The organism is Pseudomonas sp. MDT1-16, assembly GCF_054898115.1.
Genome location: NZ_CM142717.1, coordinates 1,300,504 through 1,327,020, shown reverse-complemented (window position 1 = coordinate 1,327,020; position 26,517 = coordinate 1,300,504). Strand labels below are relative to the sequence as shown.

24 protein-coding genes and 1 pseudogene are annotated in these 26,517 nt (G+C 60.4%); 6 read left to right on the top strand and 19 right to left on the bottom strand.

Annotated features, from left to right (window positions below; all coding sequences use genetic code 11):
- Positions 1-13: 13 nt before the first annotated feature.
- The 8 genes from ACYZT3_RS05925 to ACYZT3_RS05890 form a co-directional block, all read right to left on the bottom strand.
- Complete coding sequence (locus tag ACYZT3_RS05925) at positions 14-2,443, bottom strand: TonB-dependent siderophore receptor (RefSeq protein ID WP_462031700.1); 2,430 nt, start codon at positions 2,441-2,443, stop codon at positions 14-16.
- A 114-nt stretch (positions 2,444-2,557) separates the two neighbouring features.
- On the bottom strand, positions 2,558-3,547 hold the full coding sequence (locus ACYZT3_RS05920; RefSeq protein WP_462031699.1) for a FecR family protein: 990 nt from the start codon (positions 3,545-3,547) through the stop codon (positions 2,558-2,560).
- Entirely contained in the window at positions 3,544-4,107 is a 564-nt protein-coding gene (locus ACYZT3_RS05915) for an RNA polymerase sigma factor (protein WP_008150603.1), read from the bottom strand. The genes ACYZT3_RS05920 and ACYZT3_RS05915 overlap by 4 nt, the downstream gene beginning before the upstream one ends.
- Before the next feature lie 4 nt (positions 4,108-4,111).
- Complete coding sequence (locus ACYZT3_RS05910; protein ID WP_462031698.1) at positions 4,112-4,438, bottom strand: DUF3325 domain-containing protein; 327 nt, start codon at positions 4,436-4,438, stop codon at positions 4,112-4,114.
- Entirely contained in the window at positions 4,439-6,019 is a 1,581-nt protein-coding gene (locus ACYZT3_RS05905) for a PepSY-associated TM helix domain-containing protein (RefSeq protein WP_462031697.1), read from the bottom strand. It lies immediately after the preceding gene.
- On the bottom strand, positions 6,016-6,321 hold the full coding sequence (locus ACYZT3_RS05900; RefSeq protein WP_462031696.1) for a DUF3649 domain-containing protein: 306 nt from the start codon (positions 6,319-6,321) through the stop codon (positions 6,016-6,018). The genes ACYZT3_RS05905 and ACYZT3_RS05900 overlap by 4 nt, the downstream gene beginning before the upstream one ends.
- 212 nt (positions 6,322-6,533) lie before the next feature.
- On the bottom strand, positions 6,534-6,941 hold the full coding sequence (locus ACYZT3_RS05895) for an HPF/RaiA family ribosome-associated protein (RefSeq protein WP_054049780.1): 408 nt from the start codon (positions 6,939-6,941) through the stop codon (positions 6,534-6,536).
- Between the two features lie 169 nt (positions 6,942-7,110).
- Positions 7,111-8,103, bottom strand: coding sequence for a LysR substrate-binding domain-containing protein (locus tag ACYZT3_RS05890; protein ID WP_462031695.1), 993 nt, complete (start codon positions 8,101-8,103; stop codon positions 7,111-7,113).
- Between the two features lie 135 nt (positions 8,104-8,238).
- On the opposite strand from ACYZT3_RS05890, the gene ACYZT3_RS05885 reads away from it, so the two are divergent.
- The 3 genes from ACYZT3_RS05885 (at position 8,239) to ACYZT3_RS05875 (ending at position 11,698) form a co-directional block, all read left to right on the top strand.
- Positions 8,239-9,615, top strand: a complete 1,377-nt coding sequence (locus tag ACYZT3_RS05885; RefSeq protein WP_462031694.1) for an L-serine ammonia-lyase — start codon at positions 8,239-8,241, stop codon at positions 9,613-9,615.
- A gap of 59 nt (positions 9,616-9,674) precedes the next feature.
- Positions 9,675-10,976, top strand: coding sequence for a serine/threonine transporter (locus tag ACYZT3_RS05880; RefSeq protein ID WP_462031693.1), 1,302 nt, complete (start codon positions 9,675-9,677; stop codon positions 10,974-10,976).
- A gap of 404 nt (positions 10,977-11,380) precedes the next feature.
- On the top strand, positions 11,381-11,698 hold the full coding sequence (locus ACYZT3_RS05875; RefSeq protein WP_282375179.1) for a DUF3509 domain-containing protein: 318 nt from the start codon (positions 11,381-11,383) through the stop codon (positions 11,696-11,698).
- On the opposite strand, the gene ACYZT3_RS05870 is transcribed toward ACYZT3_RS05875, so the two are convergent.
- On the bottom strand, positions 11,695-12,195 hold the full coding sequence (locus ACYZT3_RS05870; RefSeq protein WP_462031692.1) for a phosphate-starvation-inducible protein PsiE: 501 nt from the start codon (positions 12,193-12,195) through the stop codon (positions 11,695-11,697). The genes ACYZT3_RS05875 and ACYZT3_RS05870 overlap by 4 nt on opposite strands.
- Before the next feature lie 290 nt (positions 12,196-12,485).
- Here ACYZT3_RS05870 and ACYZT3_RS05865 point away from each other — a divergent pair.
- Positions 12,486-12,740, top strand: a pseudogene (locus ACYZT3_RS05865) (YebG family protein); the annotation flags it as partial.
- 283 nt (positions 12,741-13,023) lie between these two features.
- Here ACYZT3_RS05865 and ACYZT3_RS05860 read toward each other — a convergent pair.
- The 6 genes from ACYZT3_RS05860 to ACYZT3_RS05835 form a co-directional block, all read right to left on the bottom strand.
- Positions 13,024-13,629, bottom strand: coding sequence for a hypothetical protein (locus ACYZT3_RS05860; RefSeq protein ID WP_282375177.1), 606 nt, complete (start codon positions 13,627-13,629; stop codon positions 13,024-13,026).
- A gap of 306 nt (positions 13,630-13,935) precedes the next feature.
- Positions 13,936-14,223, bottom strand: a complete 288-nt coding sequence (locus ACYZT3_RS05855) for a transposase (RefSeq protein WP_282375175.1) — start codon at positions 14,221-14,223, stop codon at positions 13,936-13,938.
- 94 nt (positions 14,224-14,317) lie between these two features.
- Positions 14,318-15,418 carry a dihydrolipoamide acetyltransferase family protein gene (locus ACYZT3_RS05850; RefSeq protein ID WP_462031691.1) on the bottom strand — a complete coding sequence of 367 codons (1,101 nt, stop codon included), beginning with the start codon at positions 15,416-15,418 and terminating at the stop codon, positions 14,318-14,320.
- Between the two features lie 28 nt (positions 15,419-15,446).
- A complete protein-coding gene (locus tag ACYZT3_RS05845; protein ID WP_462031690.1) occupies positions 15,447-16,436 on the bottom strand; it encodes an alpha-ketoacid dehydrogenase subunit beta in 990 nt (329 codons plus the stop codon).
- Positions 16,429-17,523 (bottom strand): pyruvate dehydrogenase (acetyl-transferring) E1 component subunit alpha, encoded by a 1,095-nt coding sequence (gene pdhA / locus ACYZT3_RS05840; RefSeq protein WP_462031689.1) that lies wholly within the window; start codon positions 17,521-17,523, stop codon positions 16,429-16,431. The genes ACYZT3_RS05845 and pdhA overlap by 8 nt, the downstream gene beginning before the upstream one ends.
- Positions 17,524-17,635: 112 nt before the next feature.
- Complete coding sequence (locus ACYZT3_RS05835) at positions 17,636-18,655, bottom strand: Glu/Leu/Phe/Val dehydrogenase family protein (RefSeq protein WP_462031688.1); 1,020 nt, start codon at positions 18,653-18,655, stop codon at positions 17,636-17,638.
- 183 nt (positions 18,656-18,838) lie between these two features.
- Here ACYZT3_RS05835 and ACYZT3_RS05830 point away from each other — a divergent pair, with 183 nt between their 5' ends.
- Positions 18,839-19,642, top strand: a complete 804-nt coding sequence (locus ACYZT3_RS05830; RefSeq protein ID WP_282375168.1) for a SirB1 family protein — start codon at positions 18,839-18,841, stop codon at positions 19,640-19,642.
- A 22-nt stretch (positions 19,643-19,664) separates the two neighbouring features.
- Here the strand turns inward: ACYZT3_RS05830 and maiA are convergent, their stop codons facing one another.
- The 3 genes from maiA to hmgA are packed head-to-tail and all read right to left on the bottom strand — an operon-like array spanning position 19,665 to position 22,925.
- Positions 19,665-20,300: a maleylacetoacetate isomerase gene (maiA, locus tag ACYZT3_RS05825; RefSeq protein ID WP_282375167.1), complete on the bottom strand. Its 636-nt coding sequence runs from the start codon at positions 20,298-20,300 to the stop codon at positions 19,665-19,667.
- Positions 20,301-20,312: 12 nt separating this feature from the next.
- Positions 20,313-21,617: a fumarylacetoacetase gene (gene fahA, locus ACYZT3_RS05820; protein ID WP_282375166.1), complete on the bottom strand. Its 1,305-nt coding sequence runs from the start codon at positions 21,615-21,617 to the stop codon at positions 20,313-20,315.
- Positions 21,618-21,620: 3 nt separating this feature from the next.
- On the bottom strand, positions 21,621-22,925 hold the full coding sequence (gene hmgA / locus ACYZT3_RS05815; RefSeq protein ID WP_462031687.1) for a homogentisate 1,2-dioxygenase: 1,305 nt from the start codon (positions 22,923-22,925) through the stop codon (positions 21,621-21,623).
- A 165-nt stretch (positions 22,926-23,090) separates the two neighbouring features.
- On the opposite strand from hmgA, the gene ACYZT3_RS05810 reads away from it, so the two are divergent.
- Entirely contained in the window at positions 23,091-23,876 is a 786-nt protein-coding gene (locus ACYZT3_RS05810) for an IclR family transcriptional regulator (protein WP_282375164.1), read from the top strand.
- 23 nt (positions 23,877-23,899) lie between these two features.
- Here the strand turns inward: ACYZT3_RS05810 and ACYZT3_RS05805 are convergent, their stop codons facing one another.
- The gene (locus ACYZT3_RS05805) at positions 23,900-26,455 is read right to left on the bottom strand and encodes a LuxR C-terminal-related transcriptional regulator (RefSeq protein WP_462031686.1); all 2,556 of its coding nucleotides are present in this window, start codon (positions 26,453-26,455) and stop codon (positions 23,900-23,902) included.
- Positions 26,456-26,517: the final 62 nt, after the last annotated feature.

Below are 26,517 nucleotides of genomic sequence, written 5' to 3'. Positions count from 1 at the left end.
ATGCGGTTTGCGGTTAGAACTCCAACGTGCTCGACAACGAAATCTGCCGCGAATCGCCCATCGACACAAAGAGCCGGCTCGCCGCCGAGGTGTAGTAGGTGCGATCAAACAGGTTCTTCACGTTGAGCTGGAACTTGACCCTCTGCCCTTCAACTTTGGTGTCGTAGGTGGCGAATGCATCGGCCACGGTGTAGCTCGGCAGGTCGAAATCATTCACGGCGTTACCCGATCGCTCACCGACATACCGCGCCCCCGCACCGACCCGCAGCTGATCGCCACCGACGAGGGTGCCGAAGTCATAGACCGCCGACAGCGAGCCGCTGTTCTTCGCTACGTTTTGCAGTTTTTTGCCTTTGTAGGTCGGGTCTTCAGTGACTTCGGCGTCGGTGTAGGCATAGCTGCCGATCATGCTCCAGCGATCACTCAGCTGACCGGTCAAGTCCACTTCCAGCCCACGGGAACGCACTTCGCCGGCGGCGTTGTAGATCGTCACCGGGCCTTCGGAGTTGGCCACCAGCACATTGCGTTTTTTGATGTCGAACAGCGCGACGTTACCCGTGACGCGGCCCGGCATGTCGAGCTTGGCGCCGATTTCCCAAGACTTGGCTTCTTCCGGCGCGATGCTGCCGTCAAGCACGGTGCTGCTGCCGCTCAACGGCGCGATGGTCGAGTTGGGTTTGAACGACTCGGTGTAGCTGCCGTAGAACGACAGTTCATCGGTGTAGCGATACACCAGACCGGCGCGAGGCACCCATTTCTGGCCGTTGCTGTCGGTGTTGGCCTGGAACGGCACGCCTTTGCCGGCGTACTGGTCGTATTCCTGGAAACGCCCGCCAGCGACGAAAATCCATTGATCGGTCAGGTGGATCGAGTCCTGGAGGAATACCGAATCGCTGCGCAGTTCATCGGTTTGCGCGCTGTCCGCAGGGCTGACGGTGGTGCCGGCGACTTCGCGGCCGTAGACCGGGTTGAGGTAACTGAAGGTGCTCAGGCTTTTCTGGCGGATCAGGTCTTCGCGGTAGATCTTGCGGTACTCGTCATCGATGCCGAACACCAGGTCATGTTGCAGGCCCAGAACGTTGACTTTGCCTTCGAGGCTGGCAGTGGTGAAACGGTCGGTGCTGATGGCGCTCTGCGTCCCATCCATGCTGCGGGTCAGCGTGCCTTTCTTGGTGTCGATGGCCGTGATGCGCACTTGGCTGGCATCGTAGGTTTCACGGTTCCAGCTGTAGCCGAAGTGGGCGTTCCAGTTGTCGTTGAGTTCGTGATCGGCCTCGAAGTGATACAGATCCGAGCGCCCTTCCATGTTATTGAAGGGTTCGTCGAGACGGCGCTCACGGGAGATGTCCAGCGGGTGATTGTCACGCGGGTCGATCACCGTGCCACGGTCGAACGGGGTCAGGAACTCCCGGTGTTCATAGGCGAACAACAACTGGGTGCTTTCGCCGAACCAGGCCAGTGACGGCGCCACCAGCGTCTCGCGGTGAGTGCCGAAGTTGCGCCAGTAATCTTCGTCTTCGTGGTCCAGGACCATGCGGTAAGCGAGGCCGGAAGTACCGAGTGCGCCGGTGCTGTCGAGGCCGCCACCGCTGCCGTTTTTGCCGTCGCCGTAGGTCGAGCCGCGCAAGGTCAAGGCGTTGTACTGCTCAAGCTCCGGCTTCTTGCTGACCATGTTCACCACGCCACCCGGGTCCTGGATGCCGTAAAGCAAGGATGCCGGGCCCTTGAGGACTTCGACCCGATCCACGGTTGCATTGAGGCCACGGCCCTGCACGATCGGCATGCCATCGCGCATGATCGAGCCGTTACGGTTGTCGCCGAAACCACGCGTCATCACCGAATCCTGGGTGCTCGCCAGCGTGTTGCCCTGGGTAATGCCGCTGACGTTGGCCAGTGCATCGTCCAGATTGCGCGGTGCCTGATCGCGAATGACCTGAGCCGGGATGACGTTGACGGTCTGGGGGATTTCCTGGAGCAAGGCCGAGGAGCGCATCACCGAACTGGTGGGCGGCGGTTGATAGCTCATGGATTGATCGGCCACGGAAGTGATGGTGGTCGCGCCGAGGTTCAAGGTGCCTTCGGTGGGTAACGGCGCCAGGACCAACGTGTGGCCGTCGGTACGACGGAAGGTGAATCCCGAACCGCTGAGCAAACGCTGCATCGCTTGATCGGCGTTGAACTGACCATTGATCGCCGGGGCGGTTAGACCGTACGGTGCCTCATCGGTGTAGACCACACTGATGCCAGTGATCCGGCTGAAGTCACTCAAGGCCAGGGGCAGCGGTTTGGCGGCCATCGCGAAGCTGAACTGCGCACTCTGTCGAGCACTGCCGGCCTCTGCTGCCACCGCCACACTCAACGGCAGCAACGCCAACGCCGAAAAGCTCAATGCACACGTACCCAACCATTGTTTGACCGAACCCGATTTTGCACTGGACTTCATTGCTCATGACCTGTGTAGAACCTACGGGATGCGAATGACTCGCAGTTTCAGTCACTACACGGATGGCGCCGGGGTTTACCTCACCAGAAATTTTGAAAATACTTGAAAAAAGCCTCACCGCAAAATAATCAGATGCCCCAGAACCTGGTGCTGCTCAAACCCCAACACCCCTTGCAATGAACTCAACACCGCCTGCGGATCCTTGCTCGGGAAACTGCCACTGACTCGCCGCGCCGCCAGTTCATCGTTGAGCAGTACAATCCGTCCCGGGTAATAACGTCCCAGGTCTTGCACCACCTCGGCGAGTGTCGCCTTGTAGTAATTGAGCCAACCCTGACGCCACGCCAATTGCGCTTCGCTGTCGACGCTGTGGAGTTTTTCCGCCAAACCAGCGCCATAAGCCACTTGCTGGCCAGCCGTCAGAATTTGCTGCGCGGCGTTCTTGTCCGCTGTCACACCGACGCGCCCGGACAACACCGTGACCTGCGCACCGTGAGGTTGCAGGCGTACTTCGAACTGAGTCCCCAGCACCTTCACCTGACCCTTTTCAGCGTCCACCACAAACGGCTCGCCGTTGTGGGTCACGCTGAAAAATCCGGCACCGCGACGCAGCTCAACGTGCCGTTCGCCACGACTGAAATCCACCGCAATCGCGCTGTCGGCATCCAGGGTGACTTGCGACTGATCGACCAGCGTGACCGTGCGAATTTCCCCCGGCGCCGACACATAGTCAGCCCCCAGATCATCGACCCAGCGCGACGGTTGCCAGCCAGCACCGACGCCAATCATCAGCACCAGACACGCGGCCATCGCCAGCGCACCGGACCAACGCCGGACGCTGGTACGGCGCGAGCGATTCATGGCGTTGAGGTAACCCTGCAAGGCAAACACTTCTTCATCGGCCAGCGTTCGGGCCGGTGCTTCGGTCAACTCCCACACCACTTGCGCCTGGGCGTAAGCCTCTGCATGGGCGGGGTCGGCCTGCAACCAGCGACTGAACGTGAGTTGATCGCCGCTGCTGGGCTGGTCATGCAACAGGCTCAGCCAGGCGAAGGCCGCCTGCTCCTGCGCGGGCGTCGGGGTGACGCGTTCGGTGTTGTTCACAGTGCTTTCCCTGGCGTGCGCGGTTCGGGTTCCCGCAGGCTGGCCTTGCAAGCCTCGAGGGCGCGCATCATATGTTTTTCCACGGCGCTTTGGGACAAACCCATGGCCTTGGCGATCTCGGCGTATTTGCGGCCATGGATACGGTTGAGCAAAAAGATCTGCCGCGTGCGCTCAGGCAACGCGCGCAACGCCGCTTCGACGTGACGCAAATCGTTGCCCGCCTCCAACGCCGCTTGCGGTTCGCTGCCGTGGCTGTCCGGTTGATCCGGCATCCAGCCCTCGTTGACCCGCACCCGCGTGCCTTCGCTGCGCAAATGGTCGATGGCGATGTTGCCGGCGCAGCGCAACAGGTAAGTGCTGAGCTCTTCGACCTGCACCAGCGGCCGACGCCAGAAGCGCAGAAACAAGTCCTGCACCAGGTCCGCCGCCGTCGCCCGACACCCGACACGACGACTCACCAGCGCTTCCATTTGCGAACGCTGGGAAAGGAACACCTGCAGGAAATGCGCACGCGCACCGCGATGTTCATCGTCATGGGATTCAGGGGGGCTGGTGATCATCAGCTCAGCCCTTTGCAAACACGGCAACGGGGCTGGCAAGCAGGCTCAAACCCGCCAACACCAGGGCCAGGCGCGGGCGATACGGTATCAACAGCACCAGCACCAGAGCGCTGAACATCAACACCGCAAACCACTCTACCAATCCAAGTCCCCACCCCGTCGACGACACCGCAGCCCACAACGACAACGCCAGCAACAGCCCGCCACTGAGTTTCATCCCTTGGCGGCGACGGGCCGAGGGCTTGCGCCCCAGCAGTTCGGCGTGATGCCGATCCATGGATAAACAGAGCGCGGTGAAACCGCCGTAGCACAGCAACAAGGCCAGGAACATTCAGTGCGCCTCTCGCTCAAGCGATATCGATTTCGCCCGCGGTCGGATGACGATTCCAGCCTGCCCCGAGCGCTGCATTTTCCACGCCGCCCAAGCGAAAAACAGACCACTGCCCAGGCATGCCAGATCGAAACCGGCCATGGCCCAATCGCCCTGCGCCAGTGTGACGCCCAAGTGATAAGGCGTGGTCAGCGCGTTCAGCAACGGCACCGCACAGAACAGCAACGCCGCCAGCGCCAACTGTTCGACCCACGCGGCGCGACCACGGCGGACCATGGCATGCAACACACTCAAGCCCCAGACGATGAAGAAGCTGTGCACTTCCCAATCTGCCCGCCCGGCCATCTCGACCGGCAACAATCGATTAGCCCAGAAGAACGCCACCACCGCGACCATCAACCCCGACATGCCGGCGATGTTCAGCACTTCCACCAGCCGCAACTCGAACGGCATCACACCGCTCTTTGCATGTTTGAGCTGACGCTTGCCGAGCCAGACCACCAGCCCGGTACCGATCATCGCCGTGCCCGCCAAACCACAAATGAAGTACAGCCAGCGCAACACAGGACCGGCGAAATGGCCCATGTGCAAGCCGTAGAAACTGCCGGCAATGGCCATCGGCAAGGATTGTCCCGCCGTGGCGCCAAGCAATTGCCCGGTCACCCCGTTGAACGTCACCGCGCTGCCAAAGTCGTGGACTACGTGGTCGGCGCCGTCACGCGCAAGGACGACCGAGGCATTCGCATCGCCCGGATTGTTGACCGTCAGCCGCCCGGCTCGCCCGCCCGACCACTGCTCTCGGGCCCGTTCCAGCAGCGGTGCCAACGGCGCCAACTGGCCCGGTTCACCGGCAAGTTCGGGGGTTTTGGAAACAGGAAACACTTCATCGTAAAAGGTATCGCTGTCACCGCCATACGAGGCAACGATGCTCGCGGGCATCACCATCGACATGAAAATCACCAGGCTGCTGTAAGTGATCATCAGGTGAAACGGCAACACCAGCACACCCACCGCGTTGTGCCCGTCTAGCCAGGAGCGTTGGCCCTTGCGCGGGCGGAAGGTGAAGAAGTCCTTGAAGATTTTCTTGTGGGTGATGATCCCGCTGATCAGCGCGACGAACATCACCATCGCTGCGAGGGTAGACAGCCAGCGACCCCACGGATAGGGCATCTGCAACTGAAAGTGGAAGCGGTAAAAGAACTCGCCACCGCGTGTGTCCCGGCCCTGCACTTGCGCGCCGGTTTGCGGGTCGAGGAGTTTTTCGGTGAATTGACCCCGCGTGCCGGGCTTGGCCGGTGCTTGCTGCCACCGCACCGACAGCGCGGGTTCGCGAGCGTCAGGCAAATCGATGAGCCATCGCGAGGCACCGGCGGCGTGCTGCTGAAGATAATGCTGGGCCAGGGTCAGACTCGTTTCGGAGGACACTGCACGTGCGGGAATTTCCGGCTGCATCCAGTGGCTGATCTCATCCTTGAAATAGGCGAGTGTGCCGGTCAGGAAAATCGCGAACAGCAGCCAGCCGAAGATCAACCCGGCCCAGGTGTGCAGCCAGGCCATGGCCTGACGAAAGCCCTCTTTCATGAGTGACCCATCCAGTACGCCAACCCCGACACGGCCGCCAACACCACGCTTGGCACGATCAATCCGAACCAGGCTTGCCACGCACTGCGACAGGCAAAGCACCAGAGTACGGCGACCAGATAGACCAGAAATGAGCTCATCATCCCAGTGACCACCGCTTCGTCGCGGGCCATGGGCAGCCACATCGTCAGGCTGACACTCGCCAATGCCGCGACGAGGTAACCCCCCAGCACGGCGGCCAGCACTCGGGAAGTGACGGCAAGCCGGTAGGAAACGGGGAGCGTGGTGATTTTGCCTTTCATGTTTCGACCTTGAAACGGGTGAGGCCTCGTGAACGTCACGGGACCAACAAGGCCGCAATACTAATGATAAATATTCTCATATGCAAAATAGTTGAGATGGGGGGATGCCGACCACTCCGCGTGGGAACGATCAGTAACGATCAGCCCAAACGAGAACGGGCCTGCATAAGCAGACCCGTTTGTCAGTGGAAAGGTAAAAAATTAATCAGGCTTCAACCGTTTTGCGCAGCCTGTTCGTTCTCGAGAAACTCGTCTTCCAGCAACGCATCGGCAGCGACTCTCTCGAATGGCACCACCGCGGCACGTGGTTTGCCCCGCAGTTTGCCAAACAGGTGCTCAAGCGCATGTTCAAGTTTTTCGGCCGCACCGTCGATCGCTTGCTCCAGGGTATCGGCTTTATGGGTGACAGAAATCGGTTGGTGGCCTTTTGGCCGCGCTTCCAGCTGACAGCGCATGTCATGGGGACCGGGCTTGTCGCCGTTCTCGTCCCGCAGATGAACCTCGACGCGTGTCAGGTCTTCTTCATAACGTTCTAGCGTGCTCTCAATGGTAGTACGTACCCACTCCTCCAGTCGGATGCTGCTTTGAATATGGTTATCGCTGTTGACTTGGATTTGCATAGTTCATCCCTTATTTCAGCTAGCTAGCGAGAGGTACTTCGGCTGGCCCTTGGGCGTCATCACCGTGACCTCTTACTTACACAATCGGTCTGCTCGCAGAACAATTCAACCCCTAAAAAAAGATAAATTTCGATTCGCAAAAAAAGCCGGACAAGGAGCAGAAGCGCTGTTAATGTCGGGAGTTGGGTCGCCCCTGTCTGATGTCCCAAGCAGCTTGCATCTGCCGCTCCCCCAGCGGGTGCAGGCTACGAAAAACCCCCGCCTCCTCTACCAGCCAGTCATGTACCGCGCGCACGCCCGGATGACTCAGCGCACCTGGCGCATAGAGCAGCACGTAACGCTTGTGATTGGGCACCGCCAGGCCAAACGGCACGATCAACGTCCCCCGCTCCAGCTCATCGTTCAACAACGTTCGCCGCGCAATCGCCACGCCCATCCCGGCAATCGCCGCTTCGATGGTCAGATGATTGCGATTGAAGGTATGCCCGCGCCGCACGTCCGCACCTTCGAAGCCGATGGCATTGAGGTAGAACTCCCATTCCGCGTACTCGTAACTGCCGCGCCAGGCGGTGATGTCGTGCAGCAACGGGAAATGCATCAGATCCGCCGGGCCATGCAGCGGCGGGCGGCCGCGCAGCAGGCTCGGGGCACAGACGGGGAAGATTTGTTCATCGAGCAAGGCTGTGGATAAAAGTCCGGGATAGCTGCCGTCATTCAGGTCGATGGCCAAATCGAAATCGCCTTCATGCAATGGCACGCTGCTGTCCTCGGCCACCAGGCGCAATTGAATGTCCGGAAAGCGCTGCTGCAAACGCGGTAGACGCGGCGTCAGCCACTTGCTCAGGAACGACGGAATCGAGCGCAGCCGTAGAATCCCGCTGATCATCCCCGCATCCAGTCGTCGCAATTCCGCGTCGATGCTGCCGTAAGCCTCGTTGACCGTGATGGCCAGTCGCTGGCCTTTAGCACTCAATTCCACACCCCGAGCGCGACGGTGGAAAAGTCGAAACCCCAGACGTTCTTCCAGTTGTCGGATTTGCTGACTGACCGCACCCGGCGTGATGTGCAGCTCTTCGGCACATCGAGTGAACGACAAGTGCCGAGCGGCACAGGAAAACACGTGCAGCCAGACGTAAGTCTGGGCATGCAATTGACGACTCATCGTTTAGTCCTGCTAAAGGCTTTCTTAGGAAGTTTCGTTGGTCACGTAGGACCGAGGTAGGCAGTATCGCCGACATTGCGCTTGTCCTACAAAAATGGCAGCGATTTCTCCTCCATTGCTTGTATAGGCTTTAGCATGGCTATCAGTGTTTTCGATCTCTTCAAAGTCGGCATCGGTCCGTCCAGTTCCCATACCGTCGGCCCGATGCGCGCCGCGGCGACCTTTGCCCAGGCACTAATTGACCAGCAATTGCTGGATGCCGTACGTCGGGTTGAAATCCGCCTGTACGGTTCCCTTTCCGCCACCGGCGTCGGCCACGCCACCGATCGCGCCTGCGTCATGGGCCTGATGGGCGAATGGCCCGATAGCATCGATCCCACGTCCATCGACAGTCGCATCCAGACCCTACGTGAAACCGGTGAACTGTCTCTGGCAGGCAAAACCACCATTGCCTTCAACTGGCAGAGCGATCTTCTGCTACTCGACGAGAGCCTCCCCTACCACCCCAACGCCATGTCCCTGACAGCCTTTGGCGATACCGGTGAGTTGTCAGAGCAAACGTACTACTCGATCGGCGGCGGTTTCATCATCGAAGCGGCAGAAGCCGAGTCCGGCATCGCGCCAACCAGCGATGTGGTGCTGCCGTACGATTTCTCCAGCGCCGCCGAACTACTCAAGCTCTGCAACCAGCACGGCCTGCGCGTTTCCGAGTTGATGATGGCGAATGAATTGGCCTGGCGCAGCGAAGCCGAAATCCGCCAGGGCCTGCTGCACATCTGGTCGGTGATGCGCGAGTGCGTCGAACAAGGGTTGCGCCACGAAGGCATCCTGCCCGGCGGTCTGAATGTTCCGCGCCGCGCCGCGAAATTGCACCGCAGCCTGTTGGAAATCGGCAAGCCGAATGTCATCACCTCCACGCTGTCGGCCATGGAGTGGGTGAACCTGTTCGCCCTCGCCGTGAACGAAGAAAACGCGGCGGGCGGACGAATGGTCACGGCGCCGACCAACGGCGCGGCGGGGATCATTCCGGCGGTGCTGCATTACTACATGAAATTCAACCCGGACGCGTCGGACGATGACGTCGTAGCGTTCTTCTTGGGCGCTGCGGCGGTAGGCATTCTCTGCAAGAAAAACGCATCAATCTCCGGTGCCGAAGTCGGTTGCCAGGGCGAAGTCGGCTCGGCCTGCGCGATGGCCGCCGCCGGGCTGGCCGACATCCTCGGCGCCACACCGGAACAACTGGAAAACGCCGCCGAAATCGGCCTGGAACACAACCTCGGCCTGACCTGCGACCCGGTCGGCGGGCTGGTGCAAGTGCCGTGTATCGAACGCAACGCGATCGCCGCCGTGAAGGCGATCAATGCCACGCAAATGGCCCTGCGCGGCGACGGCAAACACTTCATTTCCCTGGACCGGGTGATCCGCACCATGCGCGATACCGGCGCCGACATGCACGACAAATACAAAGAGACTTCACGGGGCGGCCTGGCGGTGAGCTGGGTGGAGTGCTGAGGAGCATTCCCTGACCGTTTCGCGTGAGCCCGAGCAAGAACAATAACGAGGCCAAAACGATGACCGATGTACGTACACCTGCTGCCGATAATCCTGCTGTAGACCTCAAACGCGACACCGCAACAGCCACCAAGGGCTGGAGCAAACACGACACCACCTGGATGCTTGGCCTCTATGGCACGGCGATTGGCGCCGGCACGCTGTTCCTGCCAATCAACGCCGGGGTCGGTGGTTTCTGGCCATTGCTGATTCTGGCGGTGCTGGCGTTTCCGATGACGTTCTTCGCCCACCGCGGCCTGACCCGCTTCGTGTTGTCCGGGCGTTCCGGGGACATCACCGAAGTGGTGGAAGAACACTTCGGCATCGGCGCCGGCAAGCTGATCACGCTGCTGTATTTCTTCGCGATCTTCCCGATTCTGCTGGTGTACAGCGTGGCGCTGACCAACACCCTGAGCAGCTTCATGGAGCATCAATTGCACATCGCACCGCCTCCGCGGGCGATTTTGTCGCTGGGCTTGATCCTCGGCCTGATGGCGATCGTGCGTTGCGGCCAGGGCGTCATCGTCAAATGCATGAGCGTGCTGGTTTATCCTTTCGTCGCGGCGTTGCTGCTCCTCGGTTTCAGCTTGATCCCGAACTGGAATGGCGCGTTCGTCGCCACCGCCAGTGAAGGCATGCCGCTGCCGTTGTTCTTCAAAACGCTGTGGCTGGCGATCCCGGTGATGGTGTTCTCGTTCAACCATTCGCCGATCATCTCTGCGTTCGCCGTCGATCAGAAGGAGCGTTACGGCGAACAGGCCGAACCCAAGAGCAGCGGCATCCTCGCCATCGCCCACGCGATGATGGTGGTGACGGTGATGTTCTTCTGCTTCAGCTGCGTGATGGCCCTGTCCCCGGCTGATTTGGCGGCAGCGAAGGCGCAGAACATCTCGATCCTGTCGTACCTGGCCAACCACTTCCAGACCCCGGTCATCGCATACGCTGCGCCGTTGATTGCGCTGGTGGCGATCACCAAATCCTTCCTCGGCCATTACATCGGTGCCAGCGAAGGCTTTCAGGGCCTGATCGTGAAAAGCCTGCGCGGCCGTGGCCGGGTGATGTCGGCGAGCTGGCTGAACCGCGTGACCGCGCTGTTCATGATCCTCAGCTGCTGGGCCGTGGCAACGTTCAACCCGAGCATCCTCGGCATGATCGAAACCCTCGGCGGGCCGATCATTGCGTGCCTGTTGTTCCTGATGCCGATGTACGCCATCCGCCGCGTGCCGGCTTTGCGCCAGTACTCGGGTCAGGCCTCGAACGTGTTTGTGGTGCTGATCGGTTTGATTGCACTGTCTGCGATCATCTACTCATTCATGCCCTGAAACGGGCAGGAAAAAAGGCTTGATACCGAATAGGTAAGCCATAGCACGAATATGTAGCAGCTGGCGCAGCCTGCGTTCGGCTGCGAAGCAGTCGTGAAATCAACCAACGCGGTGCGTCAGGCAGACCGCGCGCAAAGGTTTTACGACTGCTTCGCAGCCGAACGCAGGCTGCGCCAGCTGCTACAAGGAGGGTTTCCCCCTGAGATTTTCTTGACTGCATAGCCGCCTTCATTTGCCGTGTCTATTGTCCGACATTTTTTCCGGCATGCCTCTTGCTACGTCACTGCTGAGGCTAAAAGGACTTTTTCAAATCTCAGCGAACGGCCTGCCGATGGTCTGGTACTGCGAACCAACCCGATAACGGCCGGTCAACAACTGCACGTTCAATCAGGCGGTGACGCATCATGGACAACCCTTTTCAGCTCATTACCGATGCCTTTGCACCGGATTATCAGATCAACCTGAGCATTCAGGGTCTGGATGGCCGCATCATGCTGACCCTCTCCAACAGCGGCCGCGTGGTCGCCAAACGGATGATCAGCGCCGAACAACGCAACGACCCCCAGCGCCTCAAACGCCTGGTGCAAAGCATTCAGTTCGGCATCGCCATCGAACAGGGCCACAGCGCCGTGGCCATCCTCGAAGCCATGACTGACGGTGACAATCACACCCCGCCACCGCCGCACGTCAAGGGCCACAGCCGGCCAGTCATGGGGCTTTAAATCTCGCCCTTCTCGACGTCGGGATGCTCACCGGAGCCCGCGCCAACCTTGCGTTGCGGGTGCTCGATCTTCACCGAAGGGAATTGCGACGAGGCGTAACGCACCACCAGAATCGCAAACGCCAGCAGCAGAATCCCGCCACACAGGTAGATGATCCCAACATCCGGCGGATTGTGGTGCGAGACGTTGGAGATCAGCAGGCGCGTCAGCGCGGTGATGGCCACGTAGATCAGGAAGCGCACCGGCATGTGGTTGGTCTTGAAATAAATCCCGACCATCGCCCCCAGTTCCAGGTAGATGAACAGCAGCAAGATGTCATCGATCTTGATGTGTCCCTCTTCGATCATCCCCAAAAACTCCATCACCGCCGCCCACGCGGTGACTGCACCGATGGCGAACAGCGCCAGGTAGTGGAAGGTCTCGACGAACAGGTTACCCATGGACTCGGCCAGTTGGTGCACGTTCTGCCGCAGGTTCTCGGCCCAGTTGATTTTCACGATGATTCTTCCTTAGCTCGGTTCGAGCGGATGATGCGAGTTTGACGTGACGGTTGTTCTGCATGCAGAAAAAAGGCCAGGGGCGCCTGCCACATGATGGCGAGATGCTCTAAAACACGCTCCGTGGCGTTTGGTCGCACCCGGTGGGGCTGATCGGCCTGACAAACCCTGAATTCGGTCTACATTAAAAAGCCACTACCCAAAGCGCAGGGATTCGCTTATCCTTTTCGCTGTATATAAATACAGTGGTCGAATAAGACAACTTAATGTGAAGGCATGTGAGGTGGTGAATGGCCGTCGAAGTGGTATACCGCAGCAGCCGAGATCTGGAGCGCTTGTTCATGGATAAAGCCGAAGCTGACCGTCATGACAAAATGCTCGAACTGGCCGAGTTGTTGGCTGAAGTGTTGCAAAAAGCCGTTCCGTCCCTGACCGAGCAGCAAGTGGAAGAAGCCGGGATCTACATGGCGAAGAATCGCGATGTGTTCGCCAAGGCGTTCAAGAGCCAGCCGGACGCGTTGTCCGAATTGCTCAATGCGCCTGCTGAAGCCGTTGAAAAGGCTGCCCCTGTTGAGGCGCCTGCACCTGTTGAAGTGGCGAGCGATGAGCCGACCAAGCCAGCTAAAGCCCCCAAGGCTGCCAAGTAAGCAACACCCGAATTGAATAGGCCCTGAGTCAAATGACTCAGGGCCTTTTTCATGCCTGCGAAAAAGTCAGGCTTCGGGTTGTTCCAGCGTAAGCGGCTGGCTAATACGCCTATACATTGCTTTCACGTCAATTCACGTTCTCTGCATCAGCCTCTCAAATCCCTGTCGGCAAGAGGGCTGATTATTTTCTGGGGAGCGATGCGATCATTTGATCAAAGGCCGTTACCGAATATCTTCCATCAAGGTTTTCCACGGTGGGCATTTTTAAAGGAAACCCGAATCGCACTCTGCCGGAAAGCACTTCATCCATAGCTGAGTACCAGGTCAGCAGAGCTTGTTGGAGGCGCAGGTGTAGCTCGAATCTACTCCGTCGGCGGGTGATGTCTGCTTTGGCTCGTTCGCGCGCGAGCTGAGGATCTATGCTGCCAACAACGTAACAGTCAGCAAAGCCAATACGTCCTTGTGCGATCGTTTCTCTTGTGGCGTCCAACTCTATTCGCCAGTCGTGTTCGCTCGCCTCGCCGATCTGCCAAAGGCCCCAAATGTAGTGGAGCTTGAGAGGGTCACTGTCACACAAAGCCCACGAAGAAATGTCTTCCATGGCCAACGCTTTTTGCCAGCGATCCACGTTTCGCTCCGCCCAAAAAGTTGCTGCTCCGACTGGATCCTTTATCCGATCCGGCTCGTTTTCAAACCGGCCGTTTTCAGGAATGACATGCTGCCCTCCATGCTTAGCGCACCAAGTGGTTTTCCCGCTGGCGCTGATACCCTCAACAACCAAAATCATCGTTATGACTACTCCGTTAATTGCGCCATCCTTGTAAGTCCCAAAGCACCATATTCGCCAGCGACCCCCATCGCTAATGTCCCGCGCTTGCCGTTCAACTTCGTACAACCCGCCAATCGAGTGCAGGTTTCAAGACGATGGATTTTCTTGCCCATGACATCGACCTGGGACAGCAGCATGGCCTGTTCGGCCAAGGCGCGAAGCTGTTCCGGAGTCATCTGGTCGAGGTTGGGTGAGGACGTCCTGCCGCTGATTGTGCCAGAGCAGGCGATCAGCGGCGATAAACCGATGGGCTATCGGAAAGTGTCAAAGCACTGTGATCGAGCCGCCCGCATCGACTCGCTGCCAGGGCAGCCCCAGCACCAAGGCCTGAAGCTGTTCGCTATCCACTTCGACTTCCGGGCCATGCCGAATGCCGCAAAAGCCGGCAGCGATGCTGCTGGCTGCCCCCCGGTAGAGCGGCATCCACTTGCGAATGACGTTGGCATTGATGCCGTGGCTGATGGCAACGCTGGAGATGGTTGCTCCGGGTTGCAGGCAATCCTGAACAACTTGGGCCATGAACGGTTTGGGATAAGAGCTTCGTAGGCGCATGAAAATCCTGGCGATAAGGGTGATCGCGTCCGCTTAAAATACGCGGACACCTTCGCCCTTAAAGCTGGAGTTAGGAAGGTGATTTGGTCGGATGCTAACGTTCCAACGCCTCGACCAAGGCCTTGAAGAAACGCGCCGCCTCGCCGCCCGTCACCACGCGATGATCGAAAGTCAGGGACAGCGGCAGAACCGGATGCACCACCACCGCGCCGTCGACCGCCACCGGTTCGTCACGAATCGCGCCAGCGGCGAGGATTGCCACTTGCGGCGGCACCACCACGGGGTTGGCGTAGCGGCCGAACAAGGTGCCGAAATTCGACAACGTCAGGGTTGCCCCCATCATTTCCTTGGGCGGAATCGATCGCGCCTGCACATCGGCTCTTAATCGCATGACGCCTTCCTTCAAGTCAGCCGCGCTGCGACGACCGACATCGCGCAGCACTGGCACAAACAGGCCGTCCGGGGTGTCCACGGCGATGCCCAAATCGAGCCGTTCGTGCTGTTTGAGCGACAGGCTTTTGCCGTCGAAGGCGCTGTTGAGTACCGGTTCCACGGCGCACGCTGCGGCCATCGCCTTGGCGAGACGAATCAGCGGTTCACGTGCCTGACCCCAGCGATGCAGATCGGCGTCACCGAAAATCGTCACCGGCACGACTTCGGCATGGGACCGGGCCATGTTCAGCGCCATGCTGCGCCGCACGCCGCGCAACCGTTCTCCGCCGAAGCGCTCGCGTTCTGTTTGAGCCGCGGTTTCCACATCCGTGCGGGTGATCAGCCCCTTGTGACCGGAGCCCGTCAAACCGCTCAACTCCACACCGAGTTGCCGAGCCAGTTGCCGCACGGCCGGTGTGGCGCAAGCCGCCAGGTGCTCTCGGGTCGAGGGGGCAGCCCCGATGAAAAACGAATCCTCCTGATTACTGCCGCCACCTTCGAGTCGCCCCACGACGGTGCCGGCGTCTGCTTCGCCTTCGTAACCGAGCAGCGGTTCACCGACGTGAATAATGTCGCCTTCGCCGCCATAAAGTTTTGCCACCACACCGTCATACGGTGCGGGGATATCCACCAGCGCCTTGGCGGTTTCTACCGACACCAGCAGTTGATCGGCCTTGACCGTATCGCCAACGTTGACGTGCCAGCGAACGATTTCCGCCTCCTGCAAACCCTCTCCCAGATCCGGCAGTTTGAAATATTTCATCGCGGCCTCCTTGGGTTCAGGCGTCTTTTTAGAGGTAGTGCAGCAGTACGTTGTCGCAGGCCAGCAAAATGTCCTCGACATTGGGCGTATAGAGCGATTCCAGTCGATACAGCGGCGGCGGAATGTCCGGCGCGGTAACTCGCTGAATCGGTCCCTGCAAGTCCAGCAACACCCGTTCGTAGAGACTCGCGGCAATTTCTGCACCGACGCCACAGGAGCGCGGTGCCTCGTGGACGATCACGCAGCGACCGGTCTTGCGCACCGAGGCTTCCAGGGTGTCGAGGTCCAGCGGCTTGATAGTCGCGACATCGATCACTTCCGCCGAGACGCCCCGTTCGGCCAATTCGGTGGCGGCTTGCAGGGTTTCCATTACACAGGCGCCCCAGCTGATCAGCGTGATGTCACTGCCTTCGCGCAGGGTGAAACAGCTGTCCAGCGGCAGGCGCTTGCCATCATCCAACAGCGGTTGCGGGTTCATGCGATAGAGCCGGGTCGGTTCGAGAAACACCACCGGATCAGGGTCATCGATGGCCGCCAGCAACAAGCCATAGGCCCGGGCCGGCGATGACGGAATTACCACCCGCAGACCTGGAATGTGCGCGAACAGGGCTTCAGTGCTTTCGCTGTGGTGTTCCGGTGCGCGAATCCCTGCACCCATCGGTGTGCGCATGACCATCGGGCAAGTGATCCGCCCTCGAGTGCGATTACGCATGCGACTGGCGTGGGACACCAGGTGCTCCATGGCCGCGTAGATGAAGCCCATGAACTGGATTTCCACCACCGGTTTCAGGCCCTGCGCGGCCATGCCGATCACCAGTCCGCCGAGCATGGTTTCGGCCAGCGGCGAGTCAATCACTCGCTTGAAGCCGAAGCGGTCGCGCAGCCCTTGAGTCGCGCGAAACACGCCGCCGTTCACCCCGACGTCTTCACCGAGGACGATGACGTTTTCGTCTTCGCTCATGGCCCGATGCAGCGCCAGGTTCACCCCTTCCAACAACGTGACTTTGCCGTTATTCATGGCTCGAATCTCCCGCGCGGCGCGCCGCCCTGTCGAGCAACTCTTCACGCTGCCCGGCGAGGGGCTCCGGCCATCGGGCGTAGACGTGATCCATGACCGATTCGGGTGCCTGAGTCCCCGCTGCTTCGAAGTTATCCACAGCACGCTGCACCAGGCCCTGGCATTCGCTGATCAGGGCCTGCTCGCGGCCTTCGTCCCAGACGCCCTGCCCGACCATGAAACGTTGCAGGCGTTTGACCGGTTCTTCCAGCCAGGCCTGCTTGACCTCGTCCGCCGGCCGGTAGCGCGTGGCATCGTCGGCGGTGGTGTGGTCGCCGAGGCGATAGCTCAGGCATTCCAGCAACACCGGGCCTTTACCGTGGCGTGCCCGTTCGAGGGCTGCGTGTACTCGGTCGTAAACCGCGAGCATGTCATTGCCGTCGACCTGTTCGCCGTGGAACCCTGCGCCGATGGCTTTCTGTGCCAGGGTCGGGGCGCCGCACTGAATCCGTCGCGGTACCGAGATCGCCCATTGGTTGTTATTGACCACGAACACCACCGGCAACTGCCAGGCACCGGCAACGTTGAGGGCTTCGAGGAAATCGCCTTTGCTGGTGGCGCCGTCGCCACAGGTGGTGACGGCGACCCGATGTTCACCGCGGATTTTAAAGGCGCTGGCGACACCGCAGGCATGCAAGGCCTGGGTGGCAATCGGTACACAGATCGGGAAGTCCTGGGCCGCCGCCGGGTCGGCAAAGTCGCTGCCGCGTTCGTCGCCGCCCCAGTACAGGAGGATTTCTTCCATGCGCACCCCACGCATCAACTGCACGGCGGTGTCACGGTAATACGGCACCAATACGTCTTCGGCGTGCATCACGCTGCCGACGGCGACACCAATGGCTTCCTGGCCCAACGTCGGCGCATAAGTGCCGATGCGCCCGGTGCGTTGCAGGGCGACGGCTTTCTGATCAAAAAGACGGGTCAGGACCATCTGCCGATAAAGGCGCGTCAGCACATTGAAATCGTCGGCCCAGGCAGGAAGTTCGCCGAGCAATTGGCCGTCAGGGGATAAAAATCGGGTGTAAGGCAGCTCAACCTTGTGAAGCATCCCAGGCTCCCGGCACACCTCGTCAGCGTGCGTCAGTCAAGCCTGACGCTTGTGGCACCAGGCCTTGGGAGCAAGTCTGCCGGATAGGCCCTCACTCCTTCATCGGTTCACTTCATTGATACAACACTTTCTCCGCCAATTCGTCTGCCACTCGGGCCGGCGAGCGTTTTTCCGCCTGAGCATGGGCGAAGACTTCGGTCAGCCGTGAGCTGATTTTCGACAGGTGTGCGGTGATGGTCGTGAGCTCTTCGCCGCGATGCTTGAGCGAGACGTAGATCAGGCCGCCGGAATTGATCACGTAATCCGGCGCATACAGAATGCCCCGCCGCTCCAACTGATCGGCGACTTCCAGATGGGTCAATTGGTTGTTCGCCGAACCGGCCACCGCTGCACAGCGCAGTTGCGTCACGCTGTGGCTGTTGAGCACGCCGCCCAAACCGCAGGGCGCGAGGATGTCGCAGGGCGTGCTGAGCAGCGCGTCGTTGGCGATCGGGTGAGCACCGAGTTGCTCCATCGCCAGTTGCACTTTGCCGTGATCGATGTCACTGACCAGCAGTTCGGCTCCGGCGGCGTGCAGCTGTTCGGCGAGGGCATAGCCGACGTTGCCGAGCCCTTGAATCGCCACGCGCAGGCCTTCGAGGTTATCGCTGCCCAGACGGGCCATGGCGGTGGCACGAATGCCGGTGAACACCCCCATCGCCGCGTGCGGCGCAGGGTCGCCCGCCGAGGTGGTGCTGGTGACGTATTGGGTCTGTTGGGCGATGCAATCCATGTCCGCCACGGAGGTGCCACTGTCGATGGCGGTGATGTAGCGGCCGTCGAGCTGATTGATGCAGCGCCCGAACGCTTCGAACAGTGCGGCGCGGTTTTCCACATGGATCGGGCGGACAATCACCGCAACGCCGCCACCCTGAGCCAGGCCGGCCAGCGCGGCCTTGTAACTCATGCCTTGGGCGAGACGCACTGCATCTTCGACGGCGGACTCGTCGCTGGGATAGGCAAGGTAACGACACCCACCCAGGGCAGGCCCCAGACGGCTGTTATGAATGGCAATCACCGCCTTCAACCCGGTGACCGGGTCGACGCTCAGATGCAGCGATTCAAGGCGAGTGCTTTGCATGAGAGCGAACATCGCAGGGCTCCCGAATGACGACTTGTAGTCGCCAGTATAGGCTTGCGCCCAAAAATTGCAGAAGCGCACGGGAATAAGCGTCGTCGCCATGCAGACTTTCGGACATAACCTGAATGCACCTGTGTGCGGCACTGGACGAATGCCCAAGACGGGGCTAAAACGAGGCATTCCCCGGAGATTTTGATGACGCCGCGCCAACGCTTCTTCGACTGCTTGCAACGAACACCGCCCGCGCTATTCGAGGCGGCGCTGTGGGTTGCCGCCGAACACGACAGTGAGGTAGATCCCGAGGCGGCGCTGAAAGACTTCAAGGACCTGCAACAGCGCGTCAGCTATGGCTTGCCGATGCTGCCGGTGAGCGAACTGGCCCAGCCGTTGTTACGTCGTATGAATGACCTGGGATTTGCCCAGGACGACTTCACGCCATCGCGTGCGCACGTCGCGCTGATCAATCACGTGCTGGAACGCCGGCGTGGGCAGCCGCTGAGTCTGGGGTTGATTGCCCTGGAACTGGCCAGAGGTCTGGAGATCCCCTTGGTCGGAGTCAACTTCCCCGGGCATTTCCTGCTGCGAGTTCCGGGCGCCGATCACTTGCTTGATCCCTGCGGTGGACGTCGTTTGTACCCCAACGATTGCCGGGAACTGCTGCAACGCCAGTACGGCCCGAACATGAAGCTCAGCGCCGAGCATTTGCTCACCGCCGAGCCGGTGCAAATGCTGCAGCGGCTGTCGCGCAATCTGCGTCAGTTACACCTTTCTCACGATGACTACATCGACGCCCTGATCGACGCCGAACGGGTGCTGGAGCTGGGCAACGCCAACGCCGCCGACTACCTGGCCCGGGCCAGTCTCTATCAACGGCTGGACTGCCCGAACGCCGAGCGCTTTGACCTGGAGCATGCGTTGCTGCTCAGTGACGACCCTATTCAGCGGATTCGCCTGACTGAGCGGCTGGGGCACCTGCCGCCAAACTCCATCGTCCACTAACCACACATCCTTGTGGGAGGTGTTAAGGAGTGTCTGGCTGGTTCGCCGGATGCGCCTTGATGAACGCCGGATGTGTGGCCGCCAACGCCGCCACTCGACGAATCCGCGGATACGCCTCAAGTGAAAGGCTGAAGCGCTCCGCCGCATACAACTGCGGGATGAGGTAGGTATCCGCCAGCCCTGGCGTCGGACCAAAGCAATACCCGTCATCGCCGATCAACTGCTCCACCGTCGCCAACCCTTGGCTGATCCAGTGCCCGATCCACTCCACCACGTGCGACTCATCGTGCCCCAATTGCCGCAGCTTATTGAGCACGCTGACGTTGTGCAGCGGATGCACATCGCAACCAATCACCGCCGCCACGCCACGCTCGTGGGCGCGAGCGGCGAGGTCTTTGGACAGCAGCGGCACCTGTGGATAACGTTCCTCCAGGTACTCGATGATCGCCGGTGACTGGATCAACAGCTCACCGTCGTCAGTGCGCAAGGCCGGCACTCGACCTTGCGGGTTAACGGCGAGATACGGCGGCTGTCGATGCTCGCCACCTGGCGGCGCGATCAGGTTGATCGGCAGCGCCTGGTAATCCAGCCCCTTGAGCGCCAGCGCGATACGCACCCGATAGGACGACGTCGAACGGTAGTAGGTATAGAGTTCCATGACCCGATCCTCTTAGCGCGCCGGCAGCACTTTACCGCGGCATTCACCAAAACCGATGGAGGCAAAACCGTCGCGAATGCAACGAGCGCGCAGGATGATTTCGTCGCCGTCCTCAAGGAACTTACGCACCTCGCCCGACGCCAGTTCGATCGGCTTTTTACCGCCCTCGGTGATTTCCAGCAGGCTGCCGAACTGACCGTTTTGCGGGCCCGACAAAGTGCCCGAACCGAACAGGTCGCCGGCCTGCAACTGGCAGCCGTTGACGCTGTGGTGCGCGACCATCTGCGCCACGGTCCAGTACATGTGTTGGGTGTTGCTCAGGGTCAGGCGATGGGCCGGCAGGTTCTGCTCGCGCATGGTTTCGGTGAGCAGCAGCACTTCCAGTTCGATGTCGAAGGCGCCAGCGGCCTGATCGCGCTTGTCGAGCAGGTACGGCAGCGGCTGCGGATCGCCTTCCGGACGTGCCGGTTGAGCACGACGGAACGGCTCCAGCGCTTCGGCAGTCACCACCCACGGCGAGATGCTGGTGATAAAGCTTTTCGACAGGAACGGCCCCAGCGGCTGGTATTCCCAGGCCTGGATGTCGCGCGCGGACCAGTCGTTGAGCAGGCAGAAACCGGCGATGTGATCGGCGGCATCACCGATGGCGATTGAGTCGCCCATGTCGTTGCCCTGACCGATCCAGATCCCCAGTTCCAGCTCGTAATCCAGGCGTGCGCACGGGCCAAAGGTTGGCTCGGTTTGGCCGGCTGGCAGGGTCTGGCCTTTCGGACGACGAACGTCAGTGCCGGACGGGCGAATGGTCGAGGCACGACCGTGATAACCGATTGGCACGTATTTGTAGTTCGGCAGCAACGGGTTGTCCGGACGGAACAGTTTGCCGACGTTCTGCGCGTGCTCGATGCCAACGTAGAAGTCGGTGTAGTCGTTGATTTTCGCCGGCAAGTGCATCTCGCAATTCGCCGCCAGTGGCAGCAGTTTTGCGCCTTGGGCTTCGATCTTGCCGTGCAGGGTGCTGCCTTCTTTGAACAGTTCGATCAAGCGTTCGCGCAGGGCAACGCGAGCCTCGCGGCCGAGTTCGAAAAACGCGTTCAGCTGACCGCCACGGGTGGCTTCGACGGCAGTTTTCGCGACGCCGTCGAACAAACCGGCGTCCAGTGCTGCTTCGAGGTCAAAGATGTGTTCGCCGAGGGCCACGCCGCTACGGGGTGCGGAGCCCTTCACGCTGAACACACCCAGCGGCAGGTTTTGCAGCGGGAAATCGGTATGGCCGTTGGCGGAGGCAACCCAGCTACGAGTGATGGAAGTCTGAGTCATGGGTTATCTCCGGGTCGGGTCGAAAGTGGCGGGCAGCGTGGCCCAACAGGCATCGTAGTTGTTTTGCAGTTGCGGGCAATCCAGCGCGAAACGGCTCGGGCGCAGCACCTGGCTGGTCTCGAACATAAAGGCCATGGTGTTGTCGATTTTCGCTGGCGAAAGCTCGGCGTTGATCGCTTTGGTGCAGGTTTCGCCGTCCGGGCCGTGGGCGCTCATGCAGCTGTGCAACGACGCGCCGCCGGGCACGAAGCCTTCGGCCTTGGCGTCGTATTCGCCCTTGATCAGGCCCATGAATTCGTTCATCAGGTTGCGGTGGAACCACGGTGGTCGGAAGGTTTTCTCGGCCACCATCCAGCGTGGCGGGAAGATCACGAAGTCCAGATTGGCCAGGCCGTGGACGCTGGTTGGCGAGGTCAGGACGGTGAAGATCGACGGATCCGGGTGATCGAAGCTGACCGTGCCGATGGTATTGAAACGACGCAGGTCATATTTGTACGGCACGTTATTGCCATGCCAGGCGACCACGTTCAGCGGCGAATGATCGAGTTCGCAGCCCCACAACTGACCGAGGAATTTCTGCACCAGCGTGGTCGGTTGTTTGAGGTTTTCGTAATGGGCGACCGGCGTCAGGAAGTCCCGTGCGTTGGCCAGGCCGTTGCTGCCGATCGGCCCCAGGTCCGGCAGGCGCAATGGCGCACCGTGGTTTTCGGCGAGGTAGCCGCGGGCTTGCGGGTCGAGCAGTTCAACGCGAAATTTCAGACCGCGTGGCAGCACGGCGATTTCCAGCGGCTCCAATTCAAGCACGCCCAATTCGGTGGCGATGCGCAGACGCCCCAGTTCCGGCACCAGCAACAGTTCGCCGTCAGCGTTGAAAAACACGCGCTCCATGGAGCGGTTGGCGCGGTAGCTATAGATGCTGATCCCGGCCGGTTTTTCCGCCCCCGAGTTGGCGGCCATGCTCACCAGCCCGTCGATGAAATCGGTGGGTTCGCTCGGAACATCCAGCGGGTTCCAGCGCAGGCGATTGGGGGTCACTTCACCCAACGGGCCGCCAGCCAGTTGCCGATCCAGTTTGACGAATGCAGGGTGATTGGCCGATGGCTGAATGCGGTACATCCAGGTGCGCCGCGCTTCGCTGCGAGGCACAGTGAACGCCGTGCCGGAGAACAGCTCGGTGTAGAGACCGTACGGGGACTTTTGTGGGGAGTTCTGGCCGACGGGCAGTGCGCCGAGCAACGCTTCGCTGCTGAATTCGTTGCCGAAGCCGGACTGATAAGCCAGCGCGGGCGCCGTTGAATCGAGGTTCATGGAGCCTCCTGAACAGGGAGTAGGCAATGGCCTGTCGCTCCGCTTGAGAGGTCTCGGCACGCCTGGGTTATTTTTATCGTAATTCGATTACGCATAACGTAATTTGATTGGTATTGACCGTCAAGCTATAAAGACGCCCATTCGTCCCGGGATCAGACCGCCTCCATGGAAACGCCGCGCAGCAACGATAAACAGAAAGTCCGCTCGGCCGAGGTCGGCACCGACATCCTCAAGGCCTTGGCGGAGTTGTCGCCATCGACTTCACTGTCGCGCCTGGCCGAACACGTACAGATGCCGGCCAGTAAGGTACATCGTTATTTGCAGGCTCTGATTGCCAGTGGTTTTGCTGAACAGAATGCTGCCACCAACCATTACGGTCTGGGCCGCGAGGCCTTGCGCGTCGGTCTCGCCGCACTCAACAGTATGGACGTGCTGAAAGTCGGCGCACTGCCCCTGGCCGAGCTGCGCGATGAACTGAACGAAACCTGCTTTTTGGCGGTGTGGGGCAATCAGGGTGCAACCGTGGTGCATATCGAACCGGCAGTCCGCGCGGTGACGGTGGTGACGCAATTGGGCTCGGTGTTGCCATTGCTCAGTTCATCAACAGGGCTGGTGTTCGGCGCGTACTTGCCCAAACGCGAAACCGTGGACTTGCGCGAGCAGGAATTGCAAAGCAGCTCGACCCATGCGCTGTCGGACGATCAAGCCTATGCAGCGTTGTGCGAACAGATCCGCGAACGCGGTCTGCATCACGTGCATGGTTTGCTGATGCCGGGGGTCGATGCGTTATCGGCTCCCGTTTTCAATGCGGTCGGGAATGTCGCGGCGGTCATGACCATTGTGGGCCCGGCCTCATTGTTTCACGCAGACGAAAACGGCCCGGCGGCGCAGCGGTTGCTGGCGGCGACGCGGGCCGTGAGTTGGCGGATGGGCCATGAGCCGACGCCGTAATCGTCGAAACGATCGCCTCCACCTTAAACAACTAATCCCAACACTTTCGCCTTGGCCACCGCTTGAGTTCGACGTTCCACGCCCAACTTCCCATTAATTCGCCGCGCATGGGTTTTTACGGTATGTAACGATATGAACAACTGATCAGCTATTTGTTGATTGGAATTGCCCAGAGCCACTAACTCAAGGACTTCTATTTCACGCTGACTCAACCTGTTCTGCAGTGATGCCATCGGCTGGAGAGAGTGACCAGACTCGGCACGCCCGATAGCGTCCGGCAGTCGAGGCTGGCGCAACTGAAGATCGCGCAAGGTTTGTTGAAGGTTGCAGCGCTCGATCAGGGCCAATCCTTGCTGCAACGCCTGGCGAGCCATGGGCGTATCCCCCCTCAGCCAGGCAACTTCGGCCAACGCCAGGTGCAATTGCGCTTCCAGCCCCGACATCCCTCGCTGCCTGGCCCACTGCAGTCGGGACTCAAGCTGTTGCACAGGAGTTTGCGCCTGTTTCAGGTAAACCTCGGTCAGTACCAGCAGGTATTCAAGGCCGGGTATCAATTCCAGCGTGGCCGGCGGCGCCTGACGTGCATGAGGGCCGTGATAGTGGCGCAGCACCCGGGTCAGGGCTTCATGAGCCAATTGCGGGCGGCCCTGCTGCAGCCAGAAATGGCTGCTGATGTGCAGCAGGAGTCCGCGGTAGACCGTGTCTGGAATCCGTCGCTGTTGCATCAACCGTTCGGCGTCACGCAGCAGGACGAATGCCTGAGCGTAGTCGAGACGATTGGCGGCCAACTGCGCCAGACCGAGGAATCCGTAAAGCACCCGTTTGTCCTGGCTGCGCAGGCAGATTTGCAGGCCACTCTCGAAATGTTCAGCCGCCTGGGCATCCCGCCCCTGACACAGGCACAACCGCCCCCGACGCAAAGCAATCCGTCCCAACAAGGGTTGGGCCAGCGGTTGCTGCTGGACGAGCAAGCCGTGCATGTTGGCCAGCACGAGTTCAGCCCTGCCGGGCGCCCCCCGTTGCTCGAGCAATTGCGCATGATCAAGCTCCAGTAGCCCTTCAAACACCAGCGAGCCTTGTGCGCGCGCCAGGCACAACGCCTCACGGTTGATGGCCTGCGCAACGTCAAGCTCGCCCCGCAGCAGAGATTGCTGAGTCAGGCCGGACAGACACATCAATCGGGCGGTCCAGAGTCCCGGACCTAGTTCGTCGAGCGCCTCCAGAAAATGCGCTCGCGACGGTTCCATGCGCCCCTGCAAATGCAGCAGCCAGCCCTGCAGTGCCTGCCAACGCGCGATCAGTTGCCGTTGATGCAACGTCGACGGCTGGGGGATGAAACGCGATAAATGCTCAATGCATTCGCCTGCTTGCTCGAACCGTCCGGCAAACAACAACGCCGCGGTGATCAGCCCCACCAGTTGCGGCGAGCCCAACATCAGCGCCTCGCCCTGCTGTTCATGCAGGCGCAACAAGAGCACCACCGTCTGCTCCTCGAACAGGTGCTCGAAACTGAAATGCTGAAGCAGGCTGATCGCGACCTCAAACTCTTCGGCCAGCAAGGCTTGTTCAAACGCGGCTTTCCAGTCCTGTTCGGCGGCGAACCACTGACAGGCGCGACGATGCCAGGATCGCCTTGCCGGCCATTGTTCCTCGCGCATCAACTGCGTGAGGGGTGCAAAAATCTGCACCCAGTCGGTCGAGTCCTGCCAGGGCTCTATGAAGCAGCCCAACGCCTGCAACGTGCTCAGGTACTGGGCGCCCTCACCGGCACCGAACAGGTGATCGCACAGCCGGGCATTGAACCGCGGCAGATGTGCCAGCACCCGCCAGGCTTCCGTCAGCTCCGGGGTCAGAATGCCAAACAGTTCGTGTTCGAGGTAAGCGTGCAACGTGTCAGGACGGCCGTACAGTTGCTCGTTGCGCGACCAGTCGCATTTTTGCAGCAGCGCAATCCTCACGCCCGCGCACCAGCCACCGGTAAGTTCGATGATCCTGCGGGCACGTTTCGCCGCCTGCTCCGACGCCAGGTGATGCAACAGCTGTGCGATTTCAGCTTCAGTGAAGGCCAGCGTGGCGCGCTCGCAGTCGTAAAGTTCATCGGCAAGTAACAGGCGCGGCCAATTGCATTGCGGACGGCGCCGACCGCTCAGCCACCACGTGACCATCGGACTACTGACGGCCAGCAACCGGTCGAGCAAAAGGTCGAGCTCCGGGTTGGGCGTTCGGCAATAATCATCGAGGCACAACCAGGTCGGCGTTTGCAATTGAGCCAGAGAGGCCAGCAATGCGGATTCGTCCGCCGAGGCCAATCCCAACGCGTGTGCCAGCCGCTGCCGGAATTCGGCAGCATTCATCGACGTTCCTGCCAACGGCAGCCAACAGACCTGACACTGATCGGGCGCCTGCAACAGACATTCGATGAGCAGCCCACTCTTGCCACTGCCGGCCGGAGCACAAAGCAATTTCACCCGCGCGGTCGAGGTCAGTAGCGGCTCGATCAACCGTTTGCGAGACAGGTGGTGGCAAGACAAACGGGGCAAGAGTCCAGGACGGTCCAGACACGGGGCCATGGCGGTCATAGTGGTGCGCCTTTTTATTGTTGTGGCGCCACCCTAGTCCTCTCCACACAGCTTGTTGAAGA

Bases quoted from the DNA above. Each gene is read 5' to 3' on its own strand.
- ACYZT3_RS05880 (WP_462031693.1), top strand. From the start codon at position 9,675: ATGACCGATGTACGTACACCTGCTGCCGATAATCCTGCTGTAGACCTC.
- fahA (WP_282375166.1), bottom strand. From the start codon at position 21,617: ATGACTCAGACTTCCATCACTCGTAGCTGGGTTGCCTCCGCCAACGGC.
- ACYZT3_RS05850 (WP_462031691.1), bottom strand. From the start codon at position 15,418: ATGAAATATTTCAAACTGCCGGATCTGGGAGAGGGTTTGCAGGAGGCG.
- ACYZT3_RS05885 (WP_462031694.1), top strand. From the start codon at position 8,239: ATGGCTATCAGTGTTTTCGATCTCTTCAAAGTCGGCATCGGTCCGTCC.
- hmgA (WP_462031687.1), bottom strand. From the start codon at position 22,925: ATGAACCTCGATTCAACGGCGCCCGCGCTGGCTTATCAGTCCGGCTTC.
- ACYZT3_RS05855 (WP_282375175.1), bottom strand. From the start codon at position 14,223: ATGCGCCTACGAAGCTCTTATCCCAAACCGTTCATGGCCCAAGTTGTT.
- ACYZT3_RS05810 (WP_282375164.1), top strand. From the start codon at position 23,091: ATGGAAACGCCGCGCAGCAACGATAAACAGAAAGTCCGCTCGGCCGAG.
- ACYZT3_RS05925 (WP_462031700.1), bottom strand. From the start codon at position 2,443: ATGAAGTCCAGTGCAAAATCGGGTTCGGTCAAACAATGGTTGGGTACG.
- ACYZT3_RS05860 (WP_282375177.1), bottom strand. From the start codon at position 13,629: ATGATTTTGGTTGTTGAGGGTATCAGCGCCAGCGGGAAAACCACTTGG.
- ACYZT3_RS05805 (WP_462031686.1), bottom strand. From the start codon at position 26,455: ATGACCGCCATGGCCCCGTGTCTGGACCGTCCTGGACTCTTGCCCCGT.
- ACYZT3_RS05890 (WP_462031695.1), bottom strand. From the start codon at position 8,103: ATGAGTCGTCAATTGCATGCCCAGACTTACGTCTGGCTGCACGTGTTT.
- ACYZT3_RS05910 (WP_462031698.1), bottom strand. From the start codon at position 4,438: ATGTTCCTGGCCTTGTTGCTGTGCTACGGCGGTTTCACCGCGCTCTGT.
- ACYZT3_RS05835 (WP_462031688.1), bottom strand. From the start codon at position 18,655: ATGTTCGCTCTCATGCAAAGCACTCGCCTTGAATCGCTGCATCTGAGC.
- ACYZT3_RS05830 (WP_282375168.1), top strand. From the start codon at position 18,839: ATGACGCCGCGCCAACGCTTCTTCGACTGCTTGCAACGAACACCGCCC.
- maiA (WP_282375167.1), bottom strand. From the start codon at position 20,300: ATGGAACTCTATACCTACTACCGTTCGACGTCGTCCTATCGGGTGCGT.
- ACYZT3_RS05905 (WP_462031697.1), bottom strand. From the start codon at position 6,019: ATGAAAGAGGGCTTTCGTCAGGCCATGGCCTGGCTGCACACCTGGGCC.
- ACYZT3_RS05895 (WP_054049780.1), bottom strand. From the start codon at position 6,941: ATGCAAATCCAAGTCAACAGCGATAACCATATTCAAAGCAGCATCCGA.
- ACYZT3_RS05915 (WP_008150603.1), bottom strand. From the start codon at position 4,107: ATGATCACCAGCCCCCCTGAATCCCATGACGATGAACATCGCGGTGCG.
- pdhA (WP_462031689.1), bottom strand. From the start codon at position 17,523: ATGCTTCACAAGGTTGAGCTGCCTTACACCCGATTTTTATCCCCTGAC.
- ACYZT3_RS05875 (WP_282375179.1), top strand. From the start codon at position 11,381: ATGGACAACCCTTTTCAGCTCATTACCGATGCCTTTGCACCGGATTAT.
- ACYZT3_RS05900 (WP_462031696.1), bottom strand. From the start codon at position 6,321: ATGAAAGGCAAAATCACCACGCTCCCCGTTTCCTACCGGCTTGCCGTC.
- ACYZT3_RS05845 (WP_462031690.1), bottom strand. From the start codon at position 16,436: ATGAATAACGGCAAAGTCACGTTGTTGGAAGGGGTGAACCTGGCGCTG.